Annotated in this window: 21 protein-coding genes; 14 read left to right on the top strand and 7 right to left on the bottom strand. The window is 62.5% G+C overall.

The genetic code is table 11. The features are described from left to right. Nucleotide 1: 1 nt before the first annotated feature. Together grxC and secB are read left to right on the top strand one after the other, a co-directional pair. On the top strand, nt 2–256 hold the full coding sequence (gene grxC, locus RIN61_RS10010) for a glutaredoxin 3 (RefSeq protein WP_003249204.1): 255 nt from the start codon (nt 2–4) through the stop codon (nt 254–256). Nucleotides 257–295: 39 nt separating this feature from the next. Beyond that, nucleotides 296–781, top strand: a complete 486-nt coding sequence (gene secB, locus RIN61_RS10005; protein WP_013974581.1) for a protein-export chaperone SecB — start codon at nt 296–298, stop codon at nt 779–781. A gap of 162 nt (nt 782–943) precedes the next feature. On the opposite strand, the gene trmL is transcribed toward secB, so the two are convergent. After that, nucleotides 944–1,405 carry a tRNA (uridine(34)/cytosine(34)/5-carboxymethylaminomethyluridine(34)-2'-O)-methyltransferase TrmL gene (trmL, locus tag RIN61_RS10000; RefSeq protein ID WP_112249597.1) on the bottom strand — a complete coding sequence of 154 codons (462 nt, stop codon included), beginning with the start codon at nt 1,403–1,405 and terminating at the stop codon, nt 944–946. On the opposite strand from trmL, the gene RIN61_RS09995 reads away from it, so the two are divergent. Beyond that, nucleotides 1,404–1,841 (top strand): hypothetical protein, encoded by a 438-nt coding sequence (locus RIN61_RS09995; protein WP_313856981.1) that lies wholly within the window; start codon nt 1,404–1,406, stop codon nt 1,839–1,841. The two genes, trmL and RIN61_RS09995, sit on opposite strands and share 2 nt — an antisense overlap. Before the next feature lie 382 nt (nt 1,842–2,223). Here the strand turns inward: RIN61_RS09995 and ntrC are convergent, their stop codons facing one another. The 4 genes from ntrC to glnA all read right to left on the bottom strand — a co-directional run bounded on the left by ntrC (nt 2,224) and on the right by glnA (nt 6,752). Then, nucleotides 2,224–3,660, bottom strand: coding sequence for a nitrogen regulation protein NR(I) (gene ntrC / locus RIN61_RS09990; protein WP_046613491.1), 1,437 nt, complete (start codon nt 3,658–3,660; stop codon nt 2,224–2,226). Continuing rightward, the gene (gene glnL / locus RIN61_RS09985) at nt 3,657–4,742 is read right to left on the bottom strand and encodes a nitrogen regulation protein NR(II) (RefSeq protein ID WP_025340937.1); all 1,086 of its coding nucleotides are present in this window, start codon (nt 4,740–4,742) and stop codon (nt 3,657–3,659) included. The genes ntrC and glnL overlap by 4 nt, the downstream gene beginning before the upstream one ends. A gap of 265 nt (nt 4,743–5,007) precedes the next feature. Beyond that, on the bottom strand, nt 5,008–5,172 hold the full coding sequence (locus tag RIN61_RS09980; protein WP_243432318.1) for a hypothetical protein: 165 nt from the start codon (nt 5,170–5,172) through the stop codon (nt 5,008–5,010). 173 nt (nt 5,173–5,345) lie between these two features. After that, nucleotides 5,346–6,752: a type I glutamate--ammonia ligase gene (gene glnA / locus RIN61_RS09975; RefSeq protein WP_025340936.1), complete on the bottom strand. Its 1,407-nt coding sequence runs from the start codon at nt 6,750–6,752 to the stop codon at nt 5,346–5,348. Between the two features lie 490 nt (nt 6,753–7,242). Between glnA and thiI the strand changes: the two genes are divergently transcribed. Further along, on the top strand, nt 7,243–8,697 hold the full coding sequence (gene thiI / locus RIN61_RS09970; protein WP_112249590.1) for a tRNA uracil 4-sulfurtransferase ThiI: 1,455 nt from the start codon (nt 7,243–7,245) through the stop codon (nt 8,695–8,697). A gap of 127 nt (nt 8,698–8,824) precedes the next feature. Next, nucleotides 8,825–10,645 (top strand): translational GTPase TypA, encoded by a 1,821-nt coding sequence (gene typA, locus RIN61_RS09965; RefSeq protein ID WP_016712460.1) that lies wholly within the window; start codon nt 8,825–8,827, stop codon nt 10,643–10,645. A gap of 192 nt (nt 10,646–10,837) precedes the next feature. Here the strand turns inward: typA and RIN61_RS09960 are convergent, their stop codons facing one another. Then, the gene (locus RIN61_RS09960) at nt 10,838–11,242 is read right to left on the bottom strand and encodes a YkgJ family cysteine cluster protein (RefSeq protein ID WP_003259873.1); all 405 of its coding nucleotides are present in this window, start codon (nt 11,240–11,242) and stop codon (nt 10,838–10,840) included. A 185-nt stretch (nt 11,243–11,427) separates the two neighbouring features. Here RIN61_RS09960 and RIN61_RS09955 point away from each other — a divergent pair, with 185 nt between their 5' ends. The 5 genes from RIN61_RS09955 to RIN61_RS09935 all read left to right on the top strand — a co-directional run bounded on the left by RIN61_RS09955 (nt 11,428) and on the right by RIN61_RS09935 (nt 16,794). After that, complete coding sequence (locus RIN61_RS09955) at nt 11,428–13,878, top strand: glycogen/starch/alpha-glucan phosphorylase (protein ID WP_207878226.1); 2,451 nt, start codon at nt 11,428–11,430, stop codon at nt 13,876–13,878. 254 nt (nt 13,879–14,132) lie between these two features. Continuing rightward, nucleotides 14,133–15,143, top strand: coding sequence for a class 1 fructose-bisphosphatase (locus RIN61_RS09950; RefSeq protein ID WP_313856973.1), 1,011 nt, complete (start codon nt 14,133–14,135; stop codon nt 15,141–15,143). Between the two features lie 3 nt (nt 15,144–15,146). Next, on the top strand, nt 15,147–15,743 hold the full coding sequence (locus tag RIN61_RS09945) for a DUF924 family protein (RefSeq protein ID WP_112249585.1): 597 nt from the start codon (nt 15,147–15,149) through the stop codon (nt 15,741–15,743). 227 nt (nt 15,744–15,970) lie between these two features. Further along, nucleotides 15,971–16,225: an outer membrane protein assembly factor BamE domain-containing protein gene (gene bamE / locus RIN61_RS09940; protein WP_003249234.1), complete on the top strand. Its 255-nt coding sequence runs from the start codon at nt 15,971–15,973 to the stop codon at nt 16,223–16,225. Continuing rightward, on the top strand, nt 16,222–16,794 hold the full coding sequence (locus tag RIN61_RS09935; protein ID WP_112249583.1) for a lipocalin family protein: 573 nt from the start codon (nt 16,222–16,224) through the stop codon (nt 16,792–16,794). The genes bamE and RIN61_RS09935 overlap by 4 nt, the downstream gene beginning before the upstream one ends. Nucleotides 16,795–16,909: 115 nt before the next feature. Here RIN61_RS09935 and RIN61_RS09930 read toward each other — a convergent pair whose 3' ends face one another. Then, nucleotides 16,910–18,274, bottom strand: a complete 1,365-nt coding sequence (locus RIN61_RS09930; RefSeq protein WP_313856969.1) for a formimidoylglutamate deiminase — start codon at nt 18,272–18,274, stop codon at nt 16,910–16,912. Between the two features lie 145 nt (nt 18,275–18,419). Here RIN61_RS09930 and hutC point away from each other — a divergent pair, with 145 nt between their 5' ends. The 4 genes from hutC to hutH all read left to right on the top strand — a co-directional run bounded on the left by hutC (nt 18,420) and on the right by hutH (nt 23,268). Further along, on the top strand, nt 18,420–19,130 hold the full coding sequence (hutC, locus tag RIN61_RS09925) for a histidine utilization transcriptional repressor HutC (protein ID WP_013974563.1): 711 nt from the start codon (nt 18,420–18,422) through the stop codon (nt 19,128–19,130). Further along, the gene (locus RIN61_RS09920) at nt 19,127–19,699 is read left to right on the top strand and encodes a HutD/Ves family protein (protein ID WP_112249579.1); all 573 of its coding nucleotides are present in this window, start codon (nt 19,127–19,129) and stop codon (nt 19,697–19,699) included. Before hutC ends, RIN61_RS09920 begins: the two co-directional genes overlap by 4 nt. A gap of 255 nt (nt 19,700–19,954) precedes the next feature. Next, entirely contained in the window at nt 19,955–21,628 is a 1,674-nt protein-coding gene (gene hutU / locus RIN61_RS09915) for a urocanate hydratase (RefSeq protein ID WP_013974561.1), read from the top strand. Between the two features lie 107 nt (nt 21,629–21,735). Then, nucleotides 21,736–23,268: a histidine ammonia-lyase gene (hutH, locus tag RIN61_RS09910; RefSeq protein WP_003259868.1), complete on the top strand. Its 1,533-nt coding sequence runs from the start codon at nt 21,736–21,738 to the stop codon at nt 23,266–23,268. Nucleotides 23,269–23,382 lie beyond the last annotated feature (114 nt).

The raw sequence follows: 23,382 nt of genomic DNA, 5'->3' as shown, positions 1-23,382 counted from the left end.
TATGAAGCCCGTCATCGTCTATTCCAGCGACTACTGCCCCTACTGCATGCGCGCCAAGTACCTGCTCGAGAGCAAGGGCGTGGCCTTCGAGGAAATCAAGGTCGACGGCAAGCCACAGGTTCGTGCCGAGATGAGCCAGAAGGCCGGCCGTACATCGGTGCCGCAGATCTGGATCGGCAGCACCCACGTCGGTGGATGCGATGACCTTTATGCCCTGGAGCGCGCCGGCAAGCTCGATGCGCTGCTGGCGGCCTGATTTGCACTGCATTCAAAAACATTAGGATAAGGATCTGCCATGACTGACCAACAGACCAACGGCGCTGCTGCAGAAGACAACAGCCCTCAGTTCTCCATGCAGCGCATCTATGTGCGCGACCTGTCGTTCGAAGCCCCGAAAAGCCCGCAGATCTTCCGCCAGACCTGGGAGCCGAGCGTTGCCCTGGACCTGAACACCAAGCAGAAAGCCCTGGAAGGTGACTTCCACGAGGTGGTGCTGACTCTGTCGGTTACCGTCAAAAATGGTGACGAAGTGGCTTTCATCGCTGAAGTGCAGCAGGCCGGTATCTTCCTGATCAAGAACCTGGACGCGGCTTCGATGAGCCACACCCTGGGCGCGTTCTGCCCGAACATCCTGTTCCCTTACGCCCGCGAGACCTTGGACAGCCTGGTGACTCGTGGTTCGTTCCCGGCCCTGATGCTGTCGCCGGTCAACTTCGACGCCCTGTACGCGCAGGAAATGCAGCGCATGCAGGAAGCTGGCGAAGCGCCGACCGTGCAGTAATAGCTGCTGGTATCAGAAAAGCGCCTTTCGGGGCGCTTTTTTGTTGTCTGTGCCGGCCTCGTCGCGGGTAAACCCGCTCCCACAGGTGTTGCACTGGCTTTGAGTCTGTGCGGCCGCTGTGGGAGCGGGTTTATCCGCGAAGAGGCCGGCACAGGCTATAACTCAGCTCCCCGCAAACCCATTCTGCCGCCACGCCTCATACACCGTCACAGCCACGGTATTGGACAGGTTCAGGCTACGGCACCCCGGCCGCATCGGCAGGCGCAGGCGTTGTTCGGCAGGCAGGTTTTCCAGCACTTCGGTCGGCAAGCCACGGCTTTCTGGCCCGAACAGGAAGGCATCGCCCGGCTGGTACGCCACTTCGTGGAACGGGTGCGAGCCCTTGGTGGTGAAGGCGAACAGCCGTGGGTTGCCCAGGCTTTCCAGGCATCCGGCCAGGCTCTCGTGGCGCTTGAGCGTGGCATACTCGTGGTAATCCAGCCCCGCGCGCCGCAGGCGCTTGTCATCCAGTTCGAAGCTGATGGGCTCGATCAGGTGCAGGTCGCAACCGCTGTTGGCGCAGAGGCGAATGATGTTGCCGGTATTCGGCGGAATTTCTGGTTGAAAAAGGATGACGTGAAACATGCACGGCTCCAAGCGTGAAGATGACGGGCATTCTACCCCCGAACCGGACATGCGTTCGAAGGCGTTCCCGCGGGTGATGCTGTCGCTGGCGATTGTCGGCTTGATGGTGGGGCTGATGATCGGGCGCCTGACTACGCCCGAGGAGCGCGAGCTACTGCAGGTGGAGGTAGTGCAGGACAGCCTGGAGCTGTGGTTCAACGAAGAGCCTCAGCTGCATGGCGAGAATGTGGAAGGTACGGTAGCGCTGTTGTTCCAGGCCCAAGGCAAGGCCCGGCAGGGGCAACTGAGCCTGCAGGGCAAACCGGTGAGCTGGCGGGTGCAAAGGAGCAAGGAGGGGCTGTTGCTGACGGTGGTAGCCGCGCGCCCCCTGCGCGGCGAGTGGGCCGGTGCAGAGGACGCTGGGCGCTGGCGATTGCAGGTGAAACTGCACGAATAAAAGAGGGGATATCCCGGCCTGCCTGTACCGAGGTCCCCAAAACTGGCGATGTTGCTAATAAAAGAGGGGTTCACCCGGCCTGCCTGTACCAGGGCCCCCGAAACTTGGGATGTATTAGCTATTGCAGGGGGCGTGCCAGTTTTGAAAAGCCGCTGAATACCGGGGGTTCAGGGCGAATTGGCCGTTTTTTGAGGGGATTTGTGCCTTAGTGAGGTGCATCGGGCACAGGAACGGTGCATCGGAAGACTGAAACGTGTTCTGGCTCTTACAAACGCATTCGCGGGTAAACCCGCTCCCACAAGGGCGGCGCTAACCTTGAGGCTGGCGCTGTACCTGTGGGAGCGGGTTTACCCGCGAATGCGTTGTTGCAGGCAGTCAGGGATTAATGGTCATCACCTTCCTCATCATCCCCCCCAGCCACATTCATCCCCAGCTCCTTGATCTTGCGCGTCAGGGTATTGCGCCCCCAACCGAGCAGCAGCGCCGCATCGCGCCGACGGCCAGCGGTGTGCTTGAGCGCCGTCTCGATCATGATCCGCTCGAAGCTCGGCACTGCGCTGTCCAGTAGGCTGGTTTGCCCACGTGCCAACGCCTGGTCGGCCCATTGACGCAGGGCCTGCTCCCAGTTGGTTACCGGGGCGGCGTCCTGTGGCAGGTTCAGCAACTCGGGCGGCAAGTCGCCGATCAGCACTTCGCGGCTGGAGGCCATCACGGTGATCCAGCGGCAGGTGTTCTCCATCTGCCGTACGTTGCCCGGCCACGGCAGGTTGCGAATGAACTCCTCGGTTTCCGGCTTGAGGATCTTCGGCTCGACCGCCAGTTCCTGCGCGGCGCGGGCGAGGAAGTGGCGGGCGAGGGCGGGGATGTCTTCGCGGCGGTCGGCCAGCCGTGGTATGTGGATGCGAATCACGTTCAGGCGGTGGAACAAGTCCTCGCGGAACTTGCCGGCCTGTACCAGCGACTCCAGGTTCTGGTGGGTGGCGGCGATGATGCGCACGTCTACCTTGACTGGCACGTGCCCGCCCACGCGATAGAACTCGCCATCGGCCAGTACCCGCAGCAGGCGGGTCTGGGTGTCGGCGGGCATGTCACCGATCTCGTCGAGGAACAGGGTGCCGCCATCGGCCTGCTCGAAGCGACCCCGGCGCAGGTTGGCGGCGCCGGTAAAGGCGCCTTTCTCGTGGCCGAACAGCTCGGACTCCATCAGGTCCTTGGGGATGGCGGCCATGTTCAGGGCAATGAATGGCGACGCCGCACGCGGGCTGTGGCGGTGCAGAGCGTGGGCCACCAGTTCCTTGCCGGTACCGGACTCGCCATTGATCAGCACGGTGATGTTGGAGTGGCTGAGGCGGCCGATGGCGCGAAACACTTCCTGCATCGCCGGTGCTTCACCGATGATTTCCGGGGTGCGCGCCAGGCTCTGCGGTACATCCAGCCCTTGTTGCTCCTGGGCGTGCTGGTTGGCGCGCTTGACCAGCGAGACTGCCTCGTCCACATCGAATGGCTTGGGCAGGTACTCGAAGGCACCGCCCTGATACGACGCCACGGCGCTGTCCAGGTCGGAATGGGCGGTCATGATGATGACCGGCAGGCGCGGGTGCTGCTCTCGTATCTGTGCCAACAGGTCGAGGCCGCTGGTGCCCGGCATGCGGATATCGGAAATGATCACATCCGGTTGCTGGCGTGCCAGGCGGCCCATCACGCCATCGGCGCTGTCGAAGCTCTGGGTGGTCATGCCTTCCTGTTGCAGGGCTTTTTCCAGGACCCAGCGGATGGAGCGATCATCGTCGACGATCCATACGGTTTCACTTCGGCTCATGAGGCGGTGGCTCCTTGTTCCAGGGGCAGGTAGATCGAAAAGGCGGTGTGGCCTGCATGGCTTTCACACTCGATCAGGCCCTGGTGCTGGCTGATGATGTTCTGGGTAATGGCCAGGCCCAGCCCGGTACCGTCCGGGCGGCCGCTGACCATGGGATAGAAGAGGGTGTCCTGCAACTCCGGCGGGATGCCCGGGCCGTTGTCGATGATCTCCACCCGCGCTACCAGGCGATGGCGCACGTGGCCGATGGTGAACTGGCGCAGGGCACGGCTGCGCAGGGTGATGCGGCCCAGGCGCAATTCGTTCTGCGAACTTATCGCCTGCATGGCATTGCGCACGATGTTGAGCACGGCCTGGATCATCTGTTCGCGGTCGATCAACACATCCGGCAGGCTGGGGTCGTAGTCGCGCACCAAAGTGATGCAGCCCTGGCTTTCGGCCTCGACCAGGCTGCAGACCCGCTCCAGCACTTCGTGGATATTGGTCATGGCCAACGACGGCAGCTTGTTCGAACCGAGCATGCGGTCGACCAGGTTACGCAGGCGGTCGGCCTCCTCGATGATCACGTTGGTATAGTCGCGCAGGCCTTCTTCAGGCAGCTCGCGGGCCAGCAGCTGGGCTGCGCCGCGGATGCCGCCAAGAGGGTTCTTGATTTCGTGGGCCAGGCCACGCACCAGCATCTTGGTGGTTTCCTGCTTGCTCAGCTGGGCCTCTTCCTTGGTGATGCGCAGCAGCCTGTCACGCGGGTGCACCTCCAGCAGCAGCAGGGTCTGGCCCTGGTGCAGGATCGGCGTTACCGCGTAGTCGACGGTGATGGTCTGCCCGGTCAGCGAGGTGAGCTGCGCTTCGCGCTTGGTGAACGGGTGCGCCTGCTCGACCGCCTGGCGCAGGGAGCTGAGTGCTTCGGTCGACTCGGTGAACAGCTCGCTGATGAACTGCCCATGGCTGCGCTGGCCACTGACCGCCAGCAGCATTTCCGCGGCCGGGTTCATGTACTCCAGGCGCAGCTCGGCGTTGAGCAGCAGCGTGGCGGTGGTCAGGTTGTCCAGAAGCAGACGGTGCTGGGCATCGCTGATGGTCATAGGGCGTCGTCGACCTCTTTTGGCGCGTGTCGGGCATGGGCGCGGCCATGGTCGGGCGCGCGGTGGATCCGCTGATTCCAGTCTTTGGGCAAAAAATGCAAGAACCAAACCAAGGCTCCGAAAAGAAGCGGAATTTGCCGATAAAGCCCTGGAGACGGGACAATTCGCACCAGAATGAACTGATTAAACGGTTCACGTGATCGCTTTTGGGGTGCATTCGGGGGCGTTAGTCCACAGAATGCACCAATATGGAGCATAGGTGGTTTCAGGGTTTATCGCACAGCTGGCGGGCATTCGGCTTCTGGCGTTGAAAATGCAAGGTCTTCCGGTGAAGCACCTGTGACGTTGCCTGGCCTGGCGCGGTGCCATTGCTGGCGCAGCCGGCGAGGAGGGCGGATACGGTAATCATTGCAGGTAGAAGTTTGCGCATGGCGTGATGTCCATTGACTGAAGGGACGCCTACCCTGCGTGCTGAGGGGGCGGCGAAATGTCAGCGGCATCTGCTGGTTCTGTATGAAATCGATGAGGCAGCCACGGAAACGAAAACGGCCTCCCGAAGGAGGCCGTTCGTGATCATGTCATCGGCGCCAGGCGCCGATCAGATCAGCAGCTGTAGTACAGCTCGTATTCCAGCGGGTGAACGAAGGTGCGGACCTTGATTTCTTCTTCGCTCTTCAGCTCGATGAAGGCATCGATGAAGTCGTCGGAGAACACGCCGCCCTTGGTCAGGAACGCACGGCCCTTGTCCAGCTCTTCCAGAGCTTCCTTCAGGCTGCCGCAAACCTGCGGGATGTCCTTGGCCTCTTCAGGCGGCAGGTCGTACAGGTTCTTGTCGGCAGCATCGCCTGGGTGGATCTTGTTCTGGATACCGTCCAGGCCGGCCATCAGCAGGGCCGCGAAGGCCAGGTACGGGTTGGCCGACGGGTCCGGGAAGCGAGCTTCGATACGGCGGGCTTTCGGGCTGCCGACGTAAGGAATACGGATCGAGGCGGAACGGTTGCGAGCCGAGTAGGCCAGCATTACCGGGGCTTCGAAGCCTGGGACCAGACGCTTGTAGGAGTTGGTCGACGGGTTGGTGAAGCCGTTCAGGGCCTTACCGTGCTTGATGATACCGCCGATGAAGTACAGGGCGGTGTCGGACAGGCCGGCATAGCCTTCACCCGAGAAGGTGTTCTTGCCGTCTTTCCAGATCGACATGTGCACGTGCATGCCCGAGCCGTTGTCGCCGTACAGAGGCTTCGGCATGAAGGTGGCGGTACGGCCGTAGGCGTCGGCAACGTTGTGCACGACGTACTTCAGTGCCTGTACTTCGTCAGCCTTCTTCACCAAGGTGTTGAACTTGACGCCGATTTCGTTCTGGCCGGCAGTCGCCACTTCGTGGTGGTGAACTTCGACGGTCTGACCCATTTCTTCCAGTGCGTTGCACATGGCGGTACGGATTTCGTGGTCGTGATCGAACGGCGGAACCGGGAAGTAGCCGCCTTTCACGCCCGGACGGTGGCCTTTGTTGCCGCCTTCCACGTCAGCGCCGGTCATCCACGAGCCTTGCTCGGAGAAGATCTTGAACATCGAGCCGGAGATGTCCGACTGGAACTTCACTTCGTCGAAGATGAAGAACTCTGGCTCCGGGCCTGCGAATACGGTGTCACCGATGCCGGTGCTCTTCAGGTACTCTTCGGCGCGCTTGGCGATGGCGCGAGGGTCACGATCGTAGCCCTGCATGCTCGACGGGTCGACGATGTCGCAGGTGATGATCAGGGTCGGCTCTTCGGTGAACGGGTCCAGTACGGCAGTTTCGTCGACCGGCATCAGGATCATGTCGGAAGCTTCGATGCCTTTCCAGCCAGCGATGGAGGAACCGTCGAACATCTTGCCGACTTCGAAGAAGTCGTCTTCCAGCGCATCACGCGACGGCATGGTCACGTGGTGCTGAATGCCTTTGGTGTCCGTGAAACGCAGATCAATCCACTTGACGTCATGATCTTTGATGAGTTGAACCGACTTCGACATGTTGTCCTCCGGATGGTCTAGAGCGCGGTGGGCCGCTGCCCTGGAAAAAGGGTGTTGCCGGGCGCGGATAGTCGGCCAAGCTTACCTGCCTCACAAGGGAGCAAATTGCATGCCAGTGCCCGAAAATGGCGAGGGCGGGATAAAAGGGGGCGTTTGCGAGCATCTGGTGATGGGTTAATGGTGAAAAGTGCACTCTTAAGATGCGAATTTTGGTAGTAGTGCACCAATAGTGTGCACTGGTTGAATATTGTGCGTTCTTTGAGGGCCTCTTCGCGGGTGAACCCGCTCCCACAGGGACCGCACAGGTTTCGAAGGCTCTGACATTCTTGTGGGAGCGGGTTCACCCGCGAAAGGGGCGGCACAGCCAGCGCAAAACCCACTCCCTCTATTTATCTCAAAGCTTCTGATCAAAAGTTGCTCAAATCCTGAGCAATTTCCGCTATAATTCGCGCCCCTCATTTTCGGCAGGCCCTGCGCGCGCTGTTAACCAATGAAACTTATCGTCAAAGTCTTCCCAGAAATCACCATCAAGAGCCGGCCGGTGCGCAAGCGCTTCATCCGCCAGCTCGGCAAGAACATCCGCAACGTGCTCAAGGACCTCGACCCTGAGCTCGTGGTCGATGGTGTCTGGGACAATCTCGAAGTGGTCACCCGCGTCGAAGACGAAAAAGTCCAGCGCGAGATGATCGAGCGCCTCACCTGCACGCCGGGTATTACCCACTTCCTGCAGGTAGAGGAATACCCGCTAGGGGACTTCGACGACATCGTTGCCAAGTGCAAGCAGCACTTCGGTCACCTGCTGGCCGGCAAGCACTTCGCCGTACGCTGCAAGCGCGGCGGCCACCACGATTTCACCTCGATGGATGTCGACCGATACGTCGGCAGCCAGCTGCGCCAGCAGTGCGGAGCCGCCGGCATCGAACTGAAGAACCCGGAAGTGCTGGTGCGTATCGAAATCCGCGACCAGCGCCTGTACGTGATCCACAACCAGCACCAGGGCATCGGCGGCTACCCGCTGGGCGCCCTGGAGCAGACCCTGGTACTGATGTCCGGCGGCTTCGACTCCACCGTGGCGGCCTACCAGATGATGCGCCGTGGCCTGATGACCCACTTCTGCTTCTTCAACCTCGGCGGCCGCGCCCACGAGCTGGGCGTGATGGAAGTGGCCCACTACCTGTGGAAGAAGTTCGGCAGCAGCCAGCGCGTGCTGTTCATCAGCGTGCCGTTCGAGGAAGTGGTCGGCGAGATCCTCAACAAGGTCGACAACAGCTACATGGGCGTGACCCTCAAGCGCATGATGCTGCGCGGTGCCGCACACATGGCCGACCGCCTGGAGATCGATGCCCTGGTCACCGGCGAAGCGATTTCCCAGGTTTCCAGCCAGACCCTGCCGAACCTGTCGATCATCGATTCGGCCACCGACAAGCTGGTGCTGCGCCCGCTGCTGGCCAGCCACAAGCAGGACATCATCGACCAGGCCAACGCGATCGGCACTGCCGACTTCGCCAAGCACATGCCAGAATACTGCGGCGTGATCTCGGTAAACCCGACCACCCACGCCAAGCGCCACCGCATGGAGCATGAAGAGAAGCAGTTCGACATGGCCGTGCTGGAGCGCGCCCTGGAACGCGCCCGGCTGATCTCCATCGACCATGTGATCGACGAACTGGGCAAGGACATCGAAATCGAGGAAGTGACCGAGGCGCTGCCCGGCCAGATCGTCATCGACATTCGTCACCCCGATGCCCAGGAAGACGAACCTCTGGTGCTCGACGGTATCGAAGTCCAGGCCATGCCGTTTTATGCCATCAACAGCAAGTTCAAGCAGCTGGATGCCAACCGCCAGTACTTGCTGTATTGCGACAAAGGTGTGATGAGCCGTTTGCACGCACACCACCTGCTCAGTGAGGGACATGCCAATGTGCGTGTTTATCGTCCGACATAAGACGCCAGGGCTGTATGGCGGCAGCATCCGCCATCGCCCTCCCGACCATCGGGCCCGCTGAGCCTCAAACCGTACATATTCGCCGCCTACACTGGCGGCAACCGAATCCTCTGATCGAGATACAGTTGTGATCGAAAATCTGCGTAACATCGCCATCATCGCCCACGTTGACCATGGTAAAACCACCCTGGTCGACAAACTCCTGCGCCAGTCCGGCACCCTGGAGCGTAACGAGCTCAACGACGAGCGCGTGATGGACTCCAACGACCAGGAAAAAGAGCGCGGCATTACCATTCTGGCGAAAAACACCGCCATCAACTGGAACGGCTACCACATCAACATCGTCGACACCCCCGGCCACGCCGACTTCGGTGGCGAGGTTGAGCGTGTAATGTCGATGGTCGACTCCGTGCTGCTGCTGGTCGACGCCCAGGACGGCCCGATGCCGCAAACCCGCTTCGTGACCAAGAAGGCTTTCGAAGCTGGCCTGAAGCCGATAGTGGTGATCAACAAGGTTGACCGCCCGGGCGCGCGTCCTGACTGGGTTCTGGACCAGATCTTCGATCTGTTCGACAACCTCGGTGCCACCGATGAGCAGCTGGACTTCAAGGTTGTCTACGCCTCGGCCCTGAACGGCATTGCCGGTCTGGACCACACCGAAATGGGCGAAGACATGACCGCGCTGTACCAGTCGATCGTCGACAACGTACCAGCACCGTCCGTTGACCGTGACGGCCCGTTCCAGATGCAGATCTCCGCACTGGACTACAACAGCTTCCTCGGTGTTATCGGCGTTGGCCGTATCGCCCGTGGTCGCGTCAAGCCGAACACCCCGGTTGTCGCCATCGACACCAACGGCAAGAAGCGTAACGGTCGTATCCTGAAGCTGATGGGTCACCACGGCCTGCACCGCGTGGATGTCGAAGAAGCCCAGGCCGGCGATATCGTCTGCATCAGCGGTTTCGACGAACTGTTCATCTCCGACACCCTGTGCGCACCGGATGCGGTAGAAGCGATGAAGCCGCTGACCGTCGACGAGCCAACCGTTTCGATGACCTTCCAGGTCAACGACTCGCCGTTCTGCGGCAAGGAAGGCAAGTTCGTCACCAGCCGTAACATCAAGGACCGTCTGGACAAAGAGCTGCTGTACAACGTAGCCCTGCGCGTTCAGGAAACCGATTCCCCTGACAAGTTCAAGGTATCGGGCCGCGGTGAACTGCACCTGTCGGTACTGATCGAAACCATGCGTCGTGAAGGCTTCGAGATGGCTGTAGGCCGTCCTGAAGTGATCATCCGCGAAGTCGACGGCGTCAAGCAGGAGCCGTTCGAGAACGTCACCATCGACATCCCTGAAGAATCCCAGGGCAAGGTCATGGAAGAGATGGGCCTGCGTAAGGGCGACCTGACCAACATGGTGCCGGATGGCAAGGGCCGTGTTCGCCTGGAATACAACATTCCAGCCCGTGGTCTGATCGGTTTCCGTAACCAGTTCCTGACCCTGACCAACGGTGCAGGCATCCTGACCTCGATCTTCGATCGCTACGACACCATGAAGTCGGGCCAGATGTCCGGCCGCCTGAACGGCGTTCTGGTATCGGTCGAGACCGGCAAGGCGCTGACCTACTCGCTGGAAACCCTGCAGGCTCGCGGCAAGCTGTTCGTTGAACACGGCCAGGAGATCTACAACGGTCAGATCATCGGCCTGAACAGCCGTGACAACGACCTGGGCGTGAACCCGACCAAGGGCAAGAAGCTCGACAACATGCGTGCTTCGGGTAAAGACGAAGTCATCGCCCTGGTACCGCCAGTTCGCCACACCCTGGAACAGGCCCTGGAATTCATCCAGGACGACGAGCTGTGCGAAGTGACTCCTAAGTCGATCCGCCTGCGCAAGAAGATCCTGGACGAAGGCGAGCGTACCCGCGCTGCCAAGAAAGCCAAGAACTGAGTTAGCTCAGGCTGAATGAAAACGCCCCCGGTCGAAAGACCGGGGGCGTTTTTTTTGCCTGCAGGATTTGTGTTGTCTTTGCGGGCCTCTTCGCGGGTAAACCCGCTCCCACAGGTGCTGCACAGGTCTTGAATGTTGTGGTGTACCTGTGGGAGCGGGTTCACCCGCGAAGAGGCCTGAAAAGGCTAATGATCAGCGCCCGACAACCTTGGGCTTATAGGCACAATACCCCGGCCGCGGCCCGACCTTGGGGTGGTTGCGGCAGGTATCCGGCCGCTTGTCATAAATGGTGCACAGCCGGCTTTTACGGTCCAGGTACAGGCAGTCATCATTGCTCATCCGGGTCAGGGTGAAGATCCCCGACTTCTGGTTGAAGCGCTCGATGATGCCGTCCTTCTGCAGGCGCTTGGCGATGTTCTTCGGCGGTTCGTCTTTTTCGAACTCGTCGACCACGCCGATACGGATCAGATCCTTGATCTTCACCTCCACCGGCAGGGTGCAGCAGGTCGAATGGCAGCCATGGCACATGTTGCTGGTATAGCGCTGCCAGGTCTCCAGGCGGTCGACTTCGGCCGCGGCGATCAGGGTCGTTTTCATCGTTATGGGGGTGTATCACGGTCTTGGGGCGCGCGATCATACCGGAATTGTTCAATTTATGAACAACCTTTTGCCGGAATCGCAAAGTGGGCATGAAAACTGCGAACGGTAACTGTCACTCCCTGTCGAAGGGTCTAGGCTCAACAGTCTCCCTCCGTTTTCGTCAACTTGCCCGAGGATGCCGCATGTCCCAGGAACCAAAAGCTCGTGACGCCGAGGTGGCCGAATTTCGCGCCGCTGTACTGGACAAGCTGACCTACGCGGTCGGCAAGGACCCGGAGCACGCCTTCGACCACGACTGGTTCGAAGCCATCGCCCTGGCCGCGCGCGATCACATGGTCGATCACTGGATGGACCACACCCGCCAGGCTTATCGCCGCAGCCAGAAGCGGGTCTATTACCTTTCCCTCGAATTCCTCATCGGCCGCCTGCTGTACGACAGCCTGAGCAACCTGGGCCTGCTGGACATTGCCCGCGACGCCCTGGAAGGGCTGGACGTGGACTTGGAGCGCATCCGCCTGCTTGAACCCGATGCCGCGTTGGGCAACGGTGGCCTGGGGCGCCTGGCAGCGTGCTTCATGGAGAGCATGTCGACCCTGGGCATCGCCGCCCACGGCTATGGCATCCGCTACGAGCACGGGCTGTTCCGCCAGGCCATGGTCGATGGCTGGCAACAGGAGCAGACCGAGAACTGGCTGGACTTCGGCAACCCCTGGGAGTTCGAGCGCGCCGAGGTGATCTACCCCATCAGCTTTGGCGGCAGCGTCGAAACGGTGCACGACACCCACGGCCAGCAGCGCCAGGTGTGGTGGCCGGGCGAGACCGTGCGGGCGGTGGCCTATGACACGCCGGTGGTCGGTTGGCGCGGGGCCAGCGTCAATACCCTGCGCCTGTGGCGTGCGCGGGCGCTGGAAGAGCTGCACCTGGAGCGCTTCAATGCCGGTGACCATCTGGGCGCCGTGGCGGAAGTGGCACGGGCCGAAAGCATTTCGCGAGTGCTGTATCCGGCCGACAGCACCGAGGCGGGCCAGGAACTGCGCCTGCGCCAGGAATACTTCTTCGTCTCGGCCTCGTTGCAGGACCTGCTGCGCCGCCATCTGAACATGCACGACAACCTGCTCAACCTGCCGGACGCGGCGGCCATCCAGCTTAATGACACCCACCCGTCGATCGCCGTGGCCGAGCTTATGCGCCTGCTGGTCGACCAGCATGAAATCCCCTGGGATACCGCCTGGGAGCTGACCGTCGGCACCCTGGCCTACACCAACCACACCTTGCTGCCCGAGGCCCTGGAAACCTGGCCGGTAGCGCTGATGGAGCGCATGCTGCCGCGGCACATGCAGATCATCTACCTGATCAACGCCTACCACATCGACGCGCTGCGGGCGAAAGGCCTGCACGACTTCGATGTGTTGCGGGCCGTGTCGCTGATCGAGGAAGACAACGGCCGTCGGGTGCGTATGGGCAACCTGGCGTTCCTCGGTTCGCACAGCGTCAACGGTGTATCGGCGCTGCACAGCAAGCTGATGAAAAGCACGGTGTTCGCCGAGTTGCACAAGCTCTACCCGCAGCGGATCAACAACAAGACCAACGGCATTACCTTCCGCCGCTGGCTGTACCAGTCCAACCCGCAGCTGACCGCCATGTTGGTCGAGGCGCTGGGCCCCGAGCTGCTGGACGATCCGGAAGGGCGCCTGGCCAATCTGGTGCCGTTCGCCGAAAAGAGCGGCTTCCGCAAGCAGTTCGCCGCGCAGCGCCTGCACAGCAAGCGTGCCCTGGCCAGCATCATCCAGGACCGCCTGGGCGTTACGGTGAACCCCGAAGCGTTGTTCGATGTGCAGGTCAAGCGCATCCACGAATACAAGCGCCAGTTGCTCAACCTGCTGCATACGGTGGCGCTGTACCAGGCCATGCGCAACGACCCCGGTACTGACTGGGTGCCACGGGTGAAGATCTTCGCCGGCAAGGCCGCGGCCAGCTATCACCAGGCCAAGCTGATCATCAAATTGGCCAACGATATCGCCCGGGTGGTGAACAACGACCCGACCGTGCGCGGCCTGCTGAAGGTGGTGTTCCTGCCCAACTACAACGTCAGCCTGGCTGAAAGCATCATCCCGGCGGCGGACCTTTCCGAGCAGATTTCCACCGCCGGTTACGAAGCTTCCGGCACCAGCAACATGAAGTTCGGCCTCAACGGCGCGCTGACCATCGGCACCCTGGATGGCGCCAACGTGGAAATGAGCGAGCAGGTCGGGGCCGACAACATGTTCATCTTCGGCCTCACCGCGCAGCAGGTTGAAGCGCGGCGCCGCGCCGGGGACTTCGGTGCGACGGCGGCGATTGCCGCATCCAGTCGCCTGAACGATGTGCTGCAAGCCATTCGCAGCGGGGTGTTCTCGCCAGATGACCCGTCGCGCTACACCGCCTTGATCGACGGGCTGGTGGCTTATGACCGCTTCCTGGTGTGTGCCGACTTCGATGCCTACTGGGATGCCCAGCAGCGGGTCGAGGACCTGTGGCACAAGCCGCAGGAATGGTGGCGCATGGCGGTGCTGAACACCGCACGGATGGGCTGGTTTTCTTCGGACCGGACGATTCGGGAATATGCCAGCGAGATCTGGAGGGCCTTGGATTGAGGTAAGCCTGCACCGGCCTCTTCGCGGGTAAACCCGCTCCCACAGGGACTGCACAGGCCCTGAATTTTGTGAAGATCCTGTGGGAGCGGGTTCACCCGCGAATGGGCCTCACTCCGACCACCGGCCTGGCGCGTGCTGAACTACCGACCTATTGTGCCGTCTGAGAGCCGTGGCGAGTCTCATCACTCGCTAGCCCGCAACTCTCCCTGTAAACTGCGGGGGTTTTTATTCCCCCCATCCTTTCGGAGCCATACATGTCCCGCGTTACCCTGAGTCGCTATCTGATTGAGCAGACCCGCAGCAACAATACCCCTGCCGATCTGCGCTTCCTGATCGAGGTGGTGGCGCGTGCGTGCAAGGAAATCAGCCATCACGTGTCCAAAGGCGCCCTTGGTGGTGTGCTGGGCAGCATGGGCACTGAAAACGTGCAGGGCGAAGTCCAGAAGAAACTGGACGTGATTTCCAACGATATCCTGCTGGAAGCCAACGAGTGGGGCGGCCACCTGGCCGGCATGGCTTCCGAAGAAATGGACAACGCCTACCAGATCCCGGGCAAGTACCCGAAAGGCGCGTACCTGCTGGTCTTCGACCCGCTGGACGGCTCGTCCAACATCGACGTCAACGTTTCGGTCGGCACCATCTTCTCGGTACTGCGTTGCCCTAACGAATACCTGAGCCAGAACGAAACCCTGAACGAAAATGCCTTCCTGCAGCCAGGCAGCCAGCAGGTCGCCGCCGGTTACGCCATCTACGGCCCGCAGACCATGCTGATCCTGACCCTGGGCAACGGCGTCAAGGGCTTCACCCTGGACCGCGAACTGGGCAGCTTCGTCCTCACCCACGAAAACATCCGCGTGCCGGAAAGCACCGCAGAATTCGCCATCAACATGTCCAACCAGCGCCACTGGGAAGCCCCGGTTCAGCGCTACGTGGGCGAACTGCTGGCAGGCGAGACCGGCCCGCTGAAGAAGAACTACAACATGCGCTGGATCGCCTCGATGGTGGCCGACGTACACCGCATCCTGACCCGTGGCGGCCTGTTCATGTACCCACGTGACGCCCGCGAGCCGAGCAAGCCGGGCAAGCTGCGCCTGATGTACGAAGCCAACCCGATGTCGTTCATCATCGAACAGGCCGGCGGCGCTTCTACCAACGGTTACGATCGCATCCTCGACATCCAGCCAGAAAGCCTGCACCAGCGTGTGTCGGTAATCCTCGGCTCGAAGGAAGAGGTCGAGCGCGTCACCGCCTACCACAAGGAGTAAGTCATGCTCGCACCTTGGCAGCCGTTGCTGGAGTGGTGGTTCGGTTGGGGCACCAGTCCCCAGGCCGTGGCTGACGAGAAGAGTACGCTGTGGTTCGGCAAGCATCATGATGCCGAGGCCCATGCGCTGTTTGGCGAGCTGGTCGAGCATGCCCTGGCGGGTGGGCTCGACGAGTGGCAGCAAAGCCCGCAGGGCTGGCTGGGCCTGCTGATTCTGCTGGACCAGCTGCCGCGCATGATCTACCGCGACACGCCGCGCGCCTTCGAGGGCGATCGGCGTGCCCAAGTGGTGGCGATGCAAGGTTTGCAGAAAAACTGGGATTACCAGCTGCTGCCGATCCAGCGGGTGTTCGTGCTGCTGGTGCTGGAGCACGCCGAGGTACTGGACTGGCAGAACCTGTGCGTCGAGCGCTACCAGCTACTGCTGGAGGAGCAGCCCGAGGCCAACCGCCGGTTGTTCGAAGGCTTCCTCGACTATGCCGAGCAGCACCAGCGGGTGATTGCCCGTTTCGGGCGCTTCCCGCACCGCAACCTGGTGCTGGAGCGGCCGAGCACCAGCGAAGAGATGGACTTTTTGCTGGAGCCTGGGTCCAGGTTCTGAGATAGCAGGGGCCTGCTGCGCAGGCCATCGCGACACAAGGCCGCTCCTACAGGGGGCGGCTTTTTTATTGGGCGGATGATCAATGCTTTGTGATTAATCGCACAGTAGTGGCCATCCGACCAATGGCGTAGGGATAGAGGAGGGAGGGTAGGGAACCTGGGAGGGTTTTTACCGTCGAAGGTCACTGCAGGCCACTCGCCTGTATCCCCTCTCCAGGAGTGTCCTTCATGTCGTTGCGTTCCCTCGCCCTGTTGTCGCTGTGCGTCGTCCTGACTGCCTGCAGCAAGATCAATCAGGAAAACTATTCCAAGATCAAGGCCGGTATGAACAAGGCCGAGGTCGAGCAGTTGCTCGGCACGCCGACCGAGTGCTCTGGCGCGCTGGGGATGAGCAGCTGCACCTGGGGGGACGAGAAGAGCTTCATCAGTGTCCAGTATGCGGCTGACAAGGTGCTCATGTATTCAGGGCAGGGTCTCAAATGAGGCACCTGTATCTGCTGATGGGGGTATGCCTGGCATTGCTGCTGGGCGGTTGCGCCGGCTCCGTGCATGACCCGCTGGCACCGAAAACCGCAGGCAACATCGACCTCAAGCGCTACCAGGGCAAGTGGTACGAGCTGGCGCGCCTGCCGATGCGCTACCAGACCGGCTGCGAGCAGTCGGAAGCGCACTACAACCTCAGGCTCGATGGTAGCCTCGGCGTGCTCAACCGCTGCCGCACCATGGGTGACGAATGGCTGCGCGCCGAAGGGCATGCGAACATCCAGGAGCCGGGGCACACCGACAAGTTGTGGGTCGAGTTCGACAACTGGTTCACCAAGCTGGTGCCAGGGGTGGCGAGGGGCGAGTACTGGATTCTGTATGTGGATGATCGCTACCGTACGGCGGTGGTCGGCAGCCCGGACCGCAAGCACTTGTGGATCCTGTCGCGTACGCCGACGCTAGCGGCCTGGGAGCGCGAGAATCTGATGTCCAGGGCCCGGCAGCAGGGGTATGACACCAATCGGCTGATCTGGCGTGCGTCGGACCAGCAGATCGTCAAGAGGCACTGAATTTCTGAGGGTTGCTTTGCAACCCATCGCGACACAAGGCCGCTCCTACAGGGGAACGCATATCCCTGTAGGAGCGGCCTTGTGTCGCGATGGGCCGCAAAGCGGCCCCAAAAACTCAGCCCAAAAGCTGGCGCAACACCTCGGCAAACGCGCGCCCGCTTTCCTCTTGCTGTGCATGTTCCCCCTGGCGCACCACCCACTGCCCATTCACCATCACATCCCGCACCTGGCGATCGCCGCCGGCAAACAGCCAGCGGTTGAGAATCGCATCCCCATCGGCCATGGCGATGTAAGGGTCCTGCCCATCGAGCACCAGCCAGTCGGCGCGCTTGCCCACGGCCAGTTCCCCGACCGCCTGCCCCAGCGCCTGCGCGCCGCCCGCCAGCGCAGTGTCATACAGCGTGCGCCCGACCATCGGCTGGTCGCCGCGATACAGGCGGTTACGCCGCTGGTCGCGCAGCCGCTGGCCGTATTCCAACCAGCGCAGTTCCTCCACCACACTCAACGACACATGGCTGTCCGAACCAATGCCCATGCGCCCACCCTGTGCCAGATAGTCCACTGCCGGGAAAATCCCGTCGCCCAGGTTGGCCTCGGTGGTCAGGCACAGCCCGGCTACCGCGCCGCTGCGGGCCATGGCGGTGACTTCATCCGGCTCGGCATGGGTGGCATGCACCAGGCACCAGCGTGGGTCCACGTCCACGTGCTCGTACAGCCACTGCAGCGGGCGCAGGCCGCTCCAGGCCAGGCAGTCGTCGACTTCCTTCTGCTGCTCGGCGATATGGATATGCACCGGGCACTGCTTGTCGCTGGCTGCCAGCACTTCGGCGATCTGCCCGGGCGTCACGGCGCGCAGCGAATGGAAGCACAGACCCAGTTGCTGCGCGGGTTGCGCGGCCAGCAGCGGGGCCAGCTGCGCTTGCAGTTGCAGGTACTGCTCGGTGGAGTTGATGAAGCGCCGCTGCCCCTCATTCGGGGCCTGGCCGCCGAAGCCTGCGTGGCTGTACAGCACCGGCAGCAAGGTCAGGCCAATGCCGCTGTCGGCTGCAGCCGCGCTGATGCGGCGGGACAGTTCGGCCGGGTCGGCGTAGGCCTTGCCGGCCTGGTCATGGTGTACGTAGTGGAATTCGGCCACCGAGGTGTAGCCGGCCTTGAGCATTTCGATATAGAGCTGGCGGGCGATGACCTGCAGCTGCTCCGGGCTGATCTGGCCGACCAGGCGGTACATCAGGTCGCGCCAGGTCCAGAAACTGTCGTTGGGGTTGCCGGCGACTTCCGCCAGCCCTGCCATGGCGCGCTGGAAGGCATGCGAGTGCAGGTTGGGCATGCCGGGCAGCAGTGGGCCGGCCAGCCGCTCGGCGCCTTCGGCCGAAGCATCCGGTTCGATGCGGGCCACGCGGCCATCGCAGGTGACCTCGATGCGGACATTGCTGGCCCAGCCCGTGGGTAGCAGGGCGCGTTCGGCGAAGTAGGCGGACATCGGTGAAAATCCTGTTATTGTTGACTTGTATATACATATACAGGCGTTTGCCTGCCGGGTAAACTGCGGCAAGCTACCGCTCATTCCATTTGCACAAGGATCCAACGCCGTGCCGACACCTCCTGTCTCCGCGCTGGTTGCCCAGATGGGCGAGGGCCCGGCGCCGCTGTACGCCCGGGTCAAACAGATGATCATCCAGCAGATCGACAACGGCAGCTGGCCACCGCATCACCGAGTACCCTCGGAGAGCGAACTGGTCAGCGAGCTGGGCTTCAGCCGTATGACCATCAACCGCGCCCTGCGCGAACTTACCGCCGAAGGCCTTCTGGTGCGCATGCAAGGGGTCGGGACCTTCGTGGCCGAGCCCAAGGGGCGTTCGGCGCTGTTCGAGGTCAACAACATCGCCGATGAAATTGCCGCTCGTGGCCACCAGCATAGCTGCCAGGTGATCACCCTCACCGAGGAAACGGCCGGTTCCGAGCGGGCCCTGGCCCTGGACATGCGCGAAGGCCAGCGGGTGTTCCACTCGCTGATCGTGCATTTCGAGAACGGCGTGCCGGTGCAGATCGAGGACCGCTACGTCAATGCTGCGATTGCCCCCGACTACCTCAAGCAGGACTTCACCCGGCAGACGCCTTACGCCTACCTGTCGCAGGTGGCGCCGCTGACCGAGGGTGAACACGTGGTCGAGGCAATCCTGGCCGAGCCGGAAGAATGCCGCCTGTTGCAGATCGAGCGGGGCGAGCCCTGCCTGCTGATCCGCCGTCGCACCTGGTCCGGCCGCCAGCCGGTGACCGCCGCGCGGCTGATCCACCCTGGTTCCCGTCATCGCCTGGAAGGACGTTTCAGCAAATGAGTCAGCTGCAGTTGTTGCGTGCGCAGGGCTACCCGCGCATGCCGTGGAAGAACGGTGGCGGTTTCACCGAAGAGATTACTCGCGACAATGGCGAGGGCCTGGACGGCTTTGGCTGGCGCTTGTCGATTGCCGATATCGAGGAGTCCGGTGGGTTTTCCACCTTCGCCGGCTATCAGCGGATCATCACCGTGTTGCAAGGCGACGGCATGCGCCTGTTGGTCGACGGCCAGGCCAGCCGGCCGTTGCTGCCGTTCGATGCCTTTGCCTTCAGTGGCGAGAGCCAGGTCAGCTGCAAGCTGCTGGGCGGCGCGATCCGCGATTTCAACCTGATCTATGCACCGCAGCGCTACCGGGCGCGGTTGCAGTGGTTCGATGGCACCAGCCGTTTGTACAGTTCGGCGTCGACGCTGTTGCTGTTCGCGGCCAGCAGCCAGGTCGAGGTGGGTATTGCCGGGCGCGAGGCGCAGCGGTTGGGGCTGTATGACTGCCTGCGGCTGGAGGGCAATGACCAGTTGCTGGGGTTGGATGTGCAGGGGCGGTTCTGCCTGATCGAACTCGTTTCACGTTGAGATAGCCGGGGGCTGCTGCGCAGCCCTTCGCGGGCTTGCCCGCTCCCACAGGTACAGCGCACGCCTTGAAGGCAGTGGAGCTCTCTGTGGGAGCGGGCAAGCCCGCGAAGGGCCTCGCAGCGGCCCCATTTCTTTTGCCATTCAGCGGGAAAGTCCAATTATTTTGGTTGTCCATGCTTGTACATACAAGTAAAGGTGTGTTTGTATATCTACTACGACATACCCGCCCGCGGACGACCGCAGAGGACCTTTCCCGTGACCGACAACAACAAATACCGTGACGTTGAAATCCGTGCCCCACGTGGCAACAAGCTGACTGCCAAAAGCTGGCTGACCGAAGCGCCGCTGCGCATGCTGATGAACAACCTCGATCCACAGGTCGCGGAAAACCCGAAGGAACTGGTGGTGTACGGCGGTATCGGCCGCGCTGCCCGTAACTGGGCGTGCTACGACAAGATCGTCGAGACCCTGACCCGCCTGGAAGACGACGAAACCCTGCTGGTGCAGTCGGGCAAGCCGGTCGGCGTGTTCAAGACCCACAGCAATGCCCCGCGCGTACTGATCGCCAACTCCAACCTGGTGCCGCACTGGGCCAACTGGGAACACTTCAACGAACTGGACGCCAAGGGCCTGGCCATGTACGGCCAGATGACCGCCGGCAGCTGGATCTACATCGGCAGCCAGGGCATCGTCCAGGGCACCTACGAAACCTTCGTCGAAGCCGGTCGCCAGCATTACGGCGGCAGCCTGAAAGGCAAGTGGGTGCTCACCGCCGGCCTGGGCGGCATGGGTGGCGCCCAGCCACTGGCCGCCACCCTGGCCGGTGCCTGCTCGCTGAACATCGAATGCCAGCAGAGCCGCATCGACTTCCGCCTGGAAACCCGTTACGTCGATGAACAGGCAACCGACCTCGACGACGCCCTGGCACGCATCGCCAAGTACACCGCCGAAGGCAAGGCCATCTCCATCGCCCTGCACGGCAACGCTGCCGAAATCCTGCCAGAGCTGGTCAAGCGTGGCGTGCGCCCGGACATGGTCACCGACCAGACCAGCGCTCACGACCCGCTGAACGGTTACCTGCCTGCTGGCTGGACCTGGGAACAGTACCGCGACCGCGCGCAGACCGAGCCGGCTGCAGTGGTCAAGGCCGCCAAGCAGTCGATGGCTGTGCACGTGCAAGCCATGCTCGATTTCCAGAAGCAGGGTGTCCCGACCTTCGACTATGGCAACAACATCCGCCAGATGGCCAAGGAAGAAGGCGTGGCCAATGCCTTCGACTTCCCGGGCTTCGTGCCGGCCTACATCCGCCCGCTGTTCTGCCGTGGCATCGGCCCGTTCCGCTGGGCGGCGCTGTCCGGTGATGCCGAAGACATCTACAAGACCGACGCCAAGGTCAAGGAACTGATCCCCGACGACGCCCACCTGCACCGCTGGCTGGACATGGCTCGCGAGCGCATCAGCTTCCAGGGCCTGCCGGCACGTATCTGCTGGGTTGGCCTGGGCCTGCGCGCCAAGCTGGGCCTGGCGTTCAACGAAATGGTACGCAGCGGCGAGCTGTCGGCACCGATCGTGATCGGCCGTGACCACCTGGACTCCGGTTCGGTGTCCAGCCCCAACCGTGAAACCGAAGCCATGCGCGACGGTTCCGACGCTGTCTCCGACTGGCCGCTGCTCAACGCCCTGCTGAACACCGCCGGCGGTGCTACCTGGGTTTCGCTGCACCACGGTGGTGGCGTGGGCATGGGCTTCTCCCAGCACTCTGGCATGGTCATCGTCTGCGACGGTACCGATGAAGCCGCCGAGCGTATCGCTCGCGTGCTGACCAACGACCCAGGGACCGGTGTGATGCGTCATGCCGATGCCGGTTACGACATCGCCATCGAGTGCGCCAAGGAGCAGGGTCTGGACCTGCCGATGATCACTGGCTGATCGCCACGCTTTGGATCGCACCCCACAAGGGGTGATACTGAACAACAAGAAGGAGCACGCAGGCACTCACAAACGGGCCTGCGGCTCCACGCGATTGGAGTAGTGAAGTGACCGAATTGACCCTCAAGCCCGGCACCCTGACCCTGGCCCAGCTGCGCGCCATCCATGCCGCGCCTGTGCGCCTGCAACTGGACGCCAGCGCCGCGCCGGCCATCGACGCCAGCGTTGCCTGCGTCGAGCAGATCATTGCCGAAGACCGTACCGCCTACGGCATCAACACCGGTTTCGGCCTGCTGGCCTCGACCCGCATCGCCAGCCACGACCTGGAAAACCTGCAGCGCTCGCTGGTGCTGTCCCACGCCGCCGGTGTCGGCGCGCCGCTGGATGACGACCTGGTGCGGCTGATCATGGTGCTGAAGATCAACAGCCTCAGCCGTGGCTTCTCCGGCATCCGTCGCAAGGTCATCGACGCGCTGATCGCCCTGGTCAACGCCGAAGTCTATCCGCACATCCCGCTGAAGGGTTCGGTGGGCGCTTCCGGCGACCTCGCCCCGCTGGCGCACATGTCGCTGGTGCTGCTGGGTGAAGGCAAGGCCCGCTACAAGGGCCAGTGGCTGCCAGCCACCGAAGCCCTGGCCGTGGCCGGCCTCGAGCCGCTGACCCTGGCCGCCAAGGAGGGCCTGGCCCTGCTCAACGGCACCCAGGCGTCCACCGCCTATGCCCTGCGTGGCCTGTTCCAGGGCGAAGACCTGTACGCCGCTGCCATCGCCTGCGGCGGCCTGAGCGTCGAAGCCGCACTGGGCTCGCGCTCGCCGTTCGATGCGCGTATCCACGAAGTGCGTGGCCAGCGCGGCCAGATCGACACCGCTGCCTGCTTCCGTGACCTGCTGGGCGACTCCAGCGAAGTGTCGCTGTCGCACAAGAACTGCGACAAGGTCCAGGACCCGTACTCGCTGCGCTGCCAGCCGCAGGTCATGGGCGCCTGCCTGACCCAGCTGCGCCAGGCCGCCGAGGTACTGGGCATCGAAGCCAACGCCGTGTCGGACAACCCGCTGGTGTTCGCTGCCGAAGGTGACGTGATTTCCGGCGGTAACTTCCACGCCGAGCCGGTGGCCATGGCCGCCGACAACATCGCCCTGGCCATCGCTGAAATCGGCTCGCTCAGCGAGCGCCGTATCTCGCTGATGATGGACAAGCACATGTCCCAGCTGCCGCCGTTCCTGGTGGAAAACGGCGGGGTCAACTCGGGCTTCATGATCGCCCAGGTCACCGCTGCTGCCCTGGCCAGCGAGAACAAGGCCCTGTCGCACCCGCACAGCGTCGACAGCCTGCCGACCTCGGCCAACCAGGAAGACCACGTGTCGATGGCCCCGGCTGCCGGCAAGCGCCTGTGGGAAATGGCCGAAAACACCCGTGGCGTGCTGGCCATCGAATGGCTGGGCGCCTGCCAGGGCCTGGACCTGCGCAAGGGCCTGAAGACCTCGGCCAAGCTGGAGCAGGCGCGCCAGGCGCTGCGCAGCGAAGTGCCGCACTACGACCGTGACCGTTTCTTCGCGCCCGACATCGAAAAGGCCGTGGAACTGTTGGCCAAGGGTCGCCTGACCGGCCTGCTGCCGGCTGGTGTGCTGCCAAGCCTGTAATGCCCCCAGGGGCCGCTGTGCGGCCCATCGCCGGCAAGCCGGCTCCCACAGATGGAGATGCGACACACCATCTCTGTGGGGGCTGGCTTGCCGGCGATTGGGCTGCAAGGCAGC

It is taken from the genome of Pseudomonas inefficax (assembly GCF_032164165.1).
In the GTDB taxonomy this organism is placed as follows: Bacteria; Pseudomonadota; Gammaproteobacteria; order Pseudomonadales; family Pseudomonadaceae; genus Aquipseudomonas; species Aquipseudomonas inefficax.
This window is presented reverse-complemented; position numbering and strand designations above follow the sequence as displayed.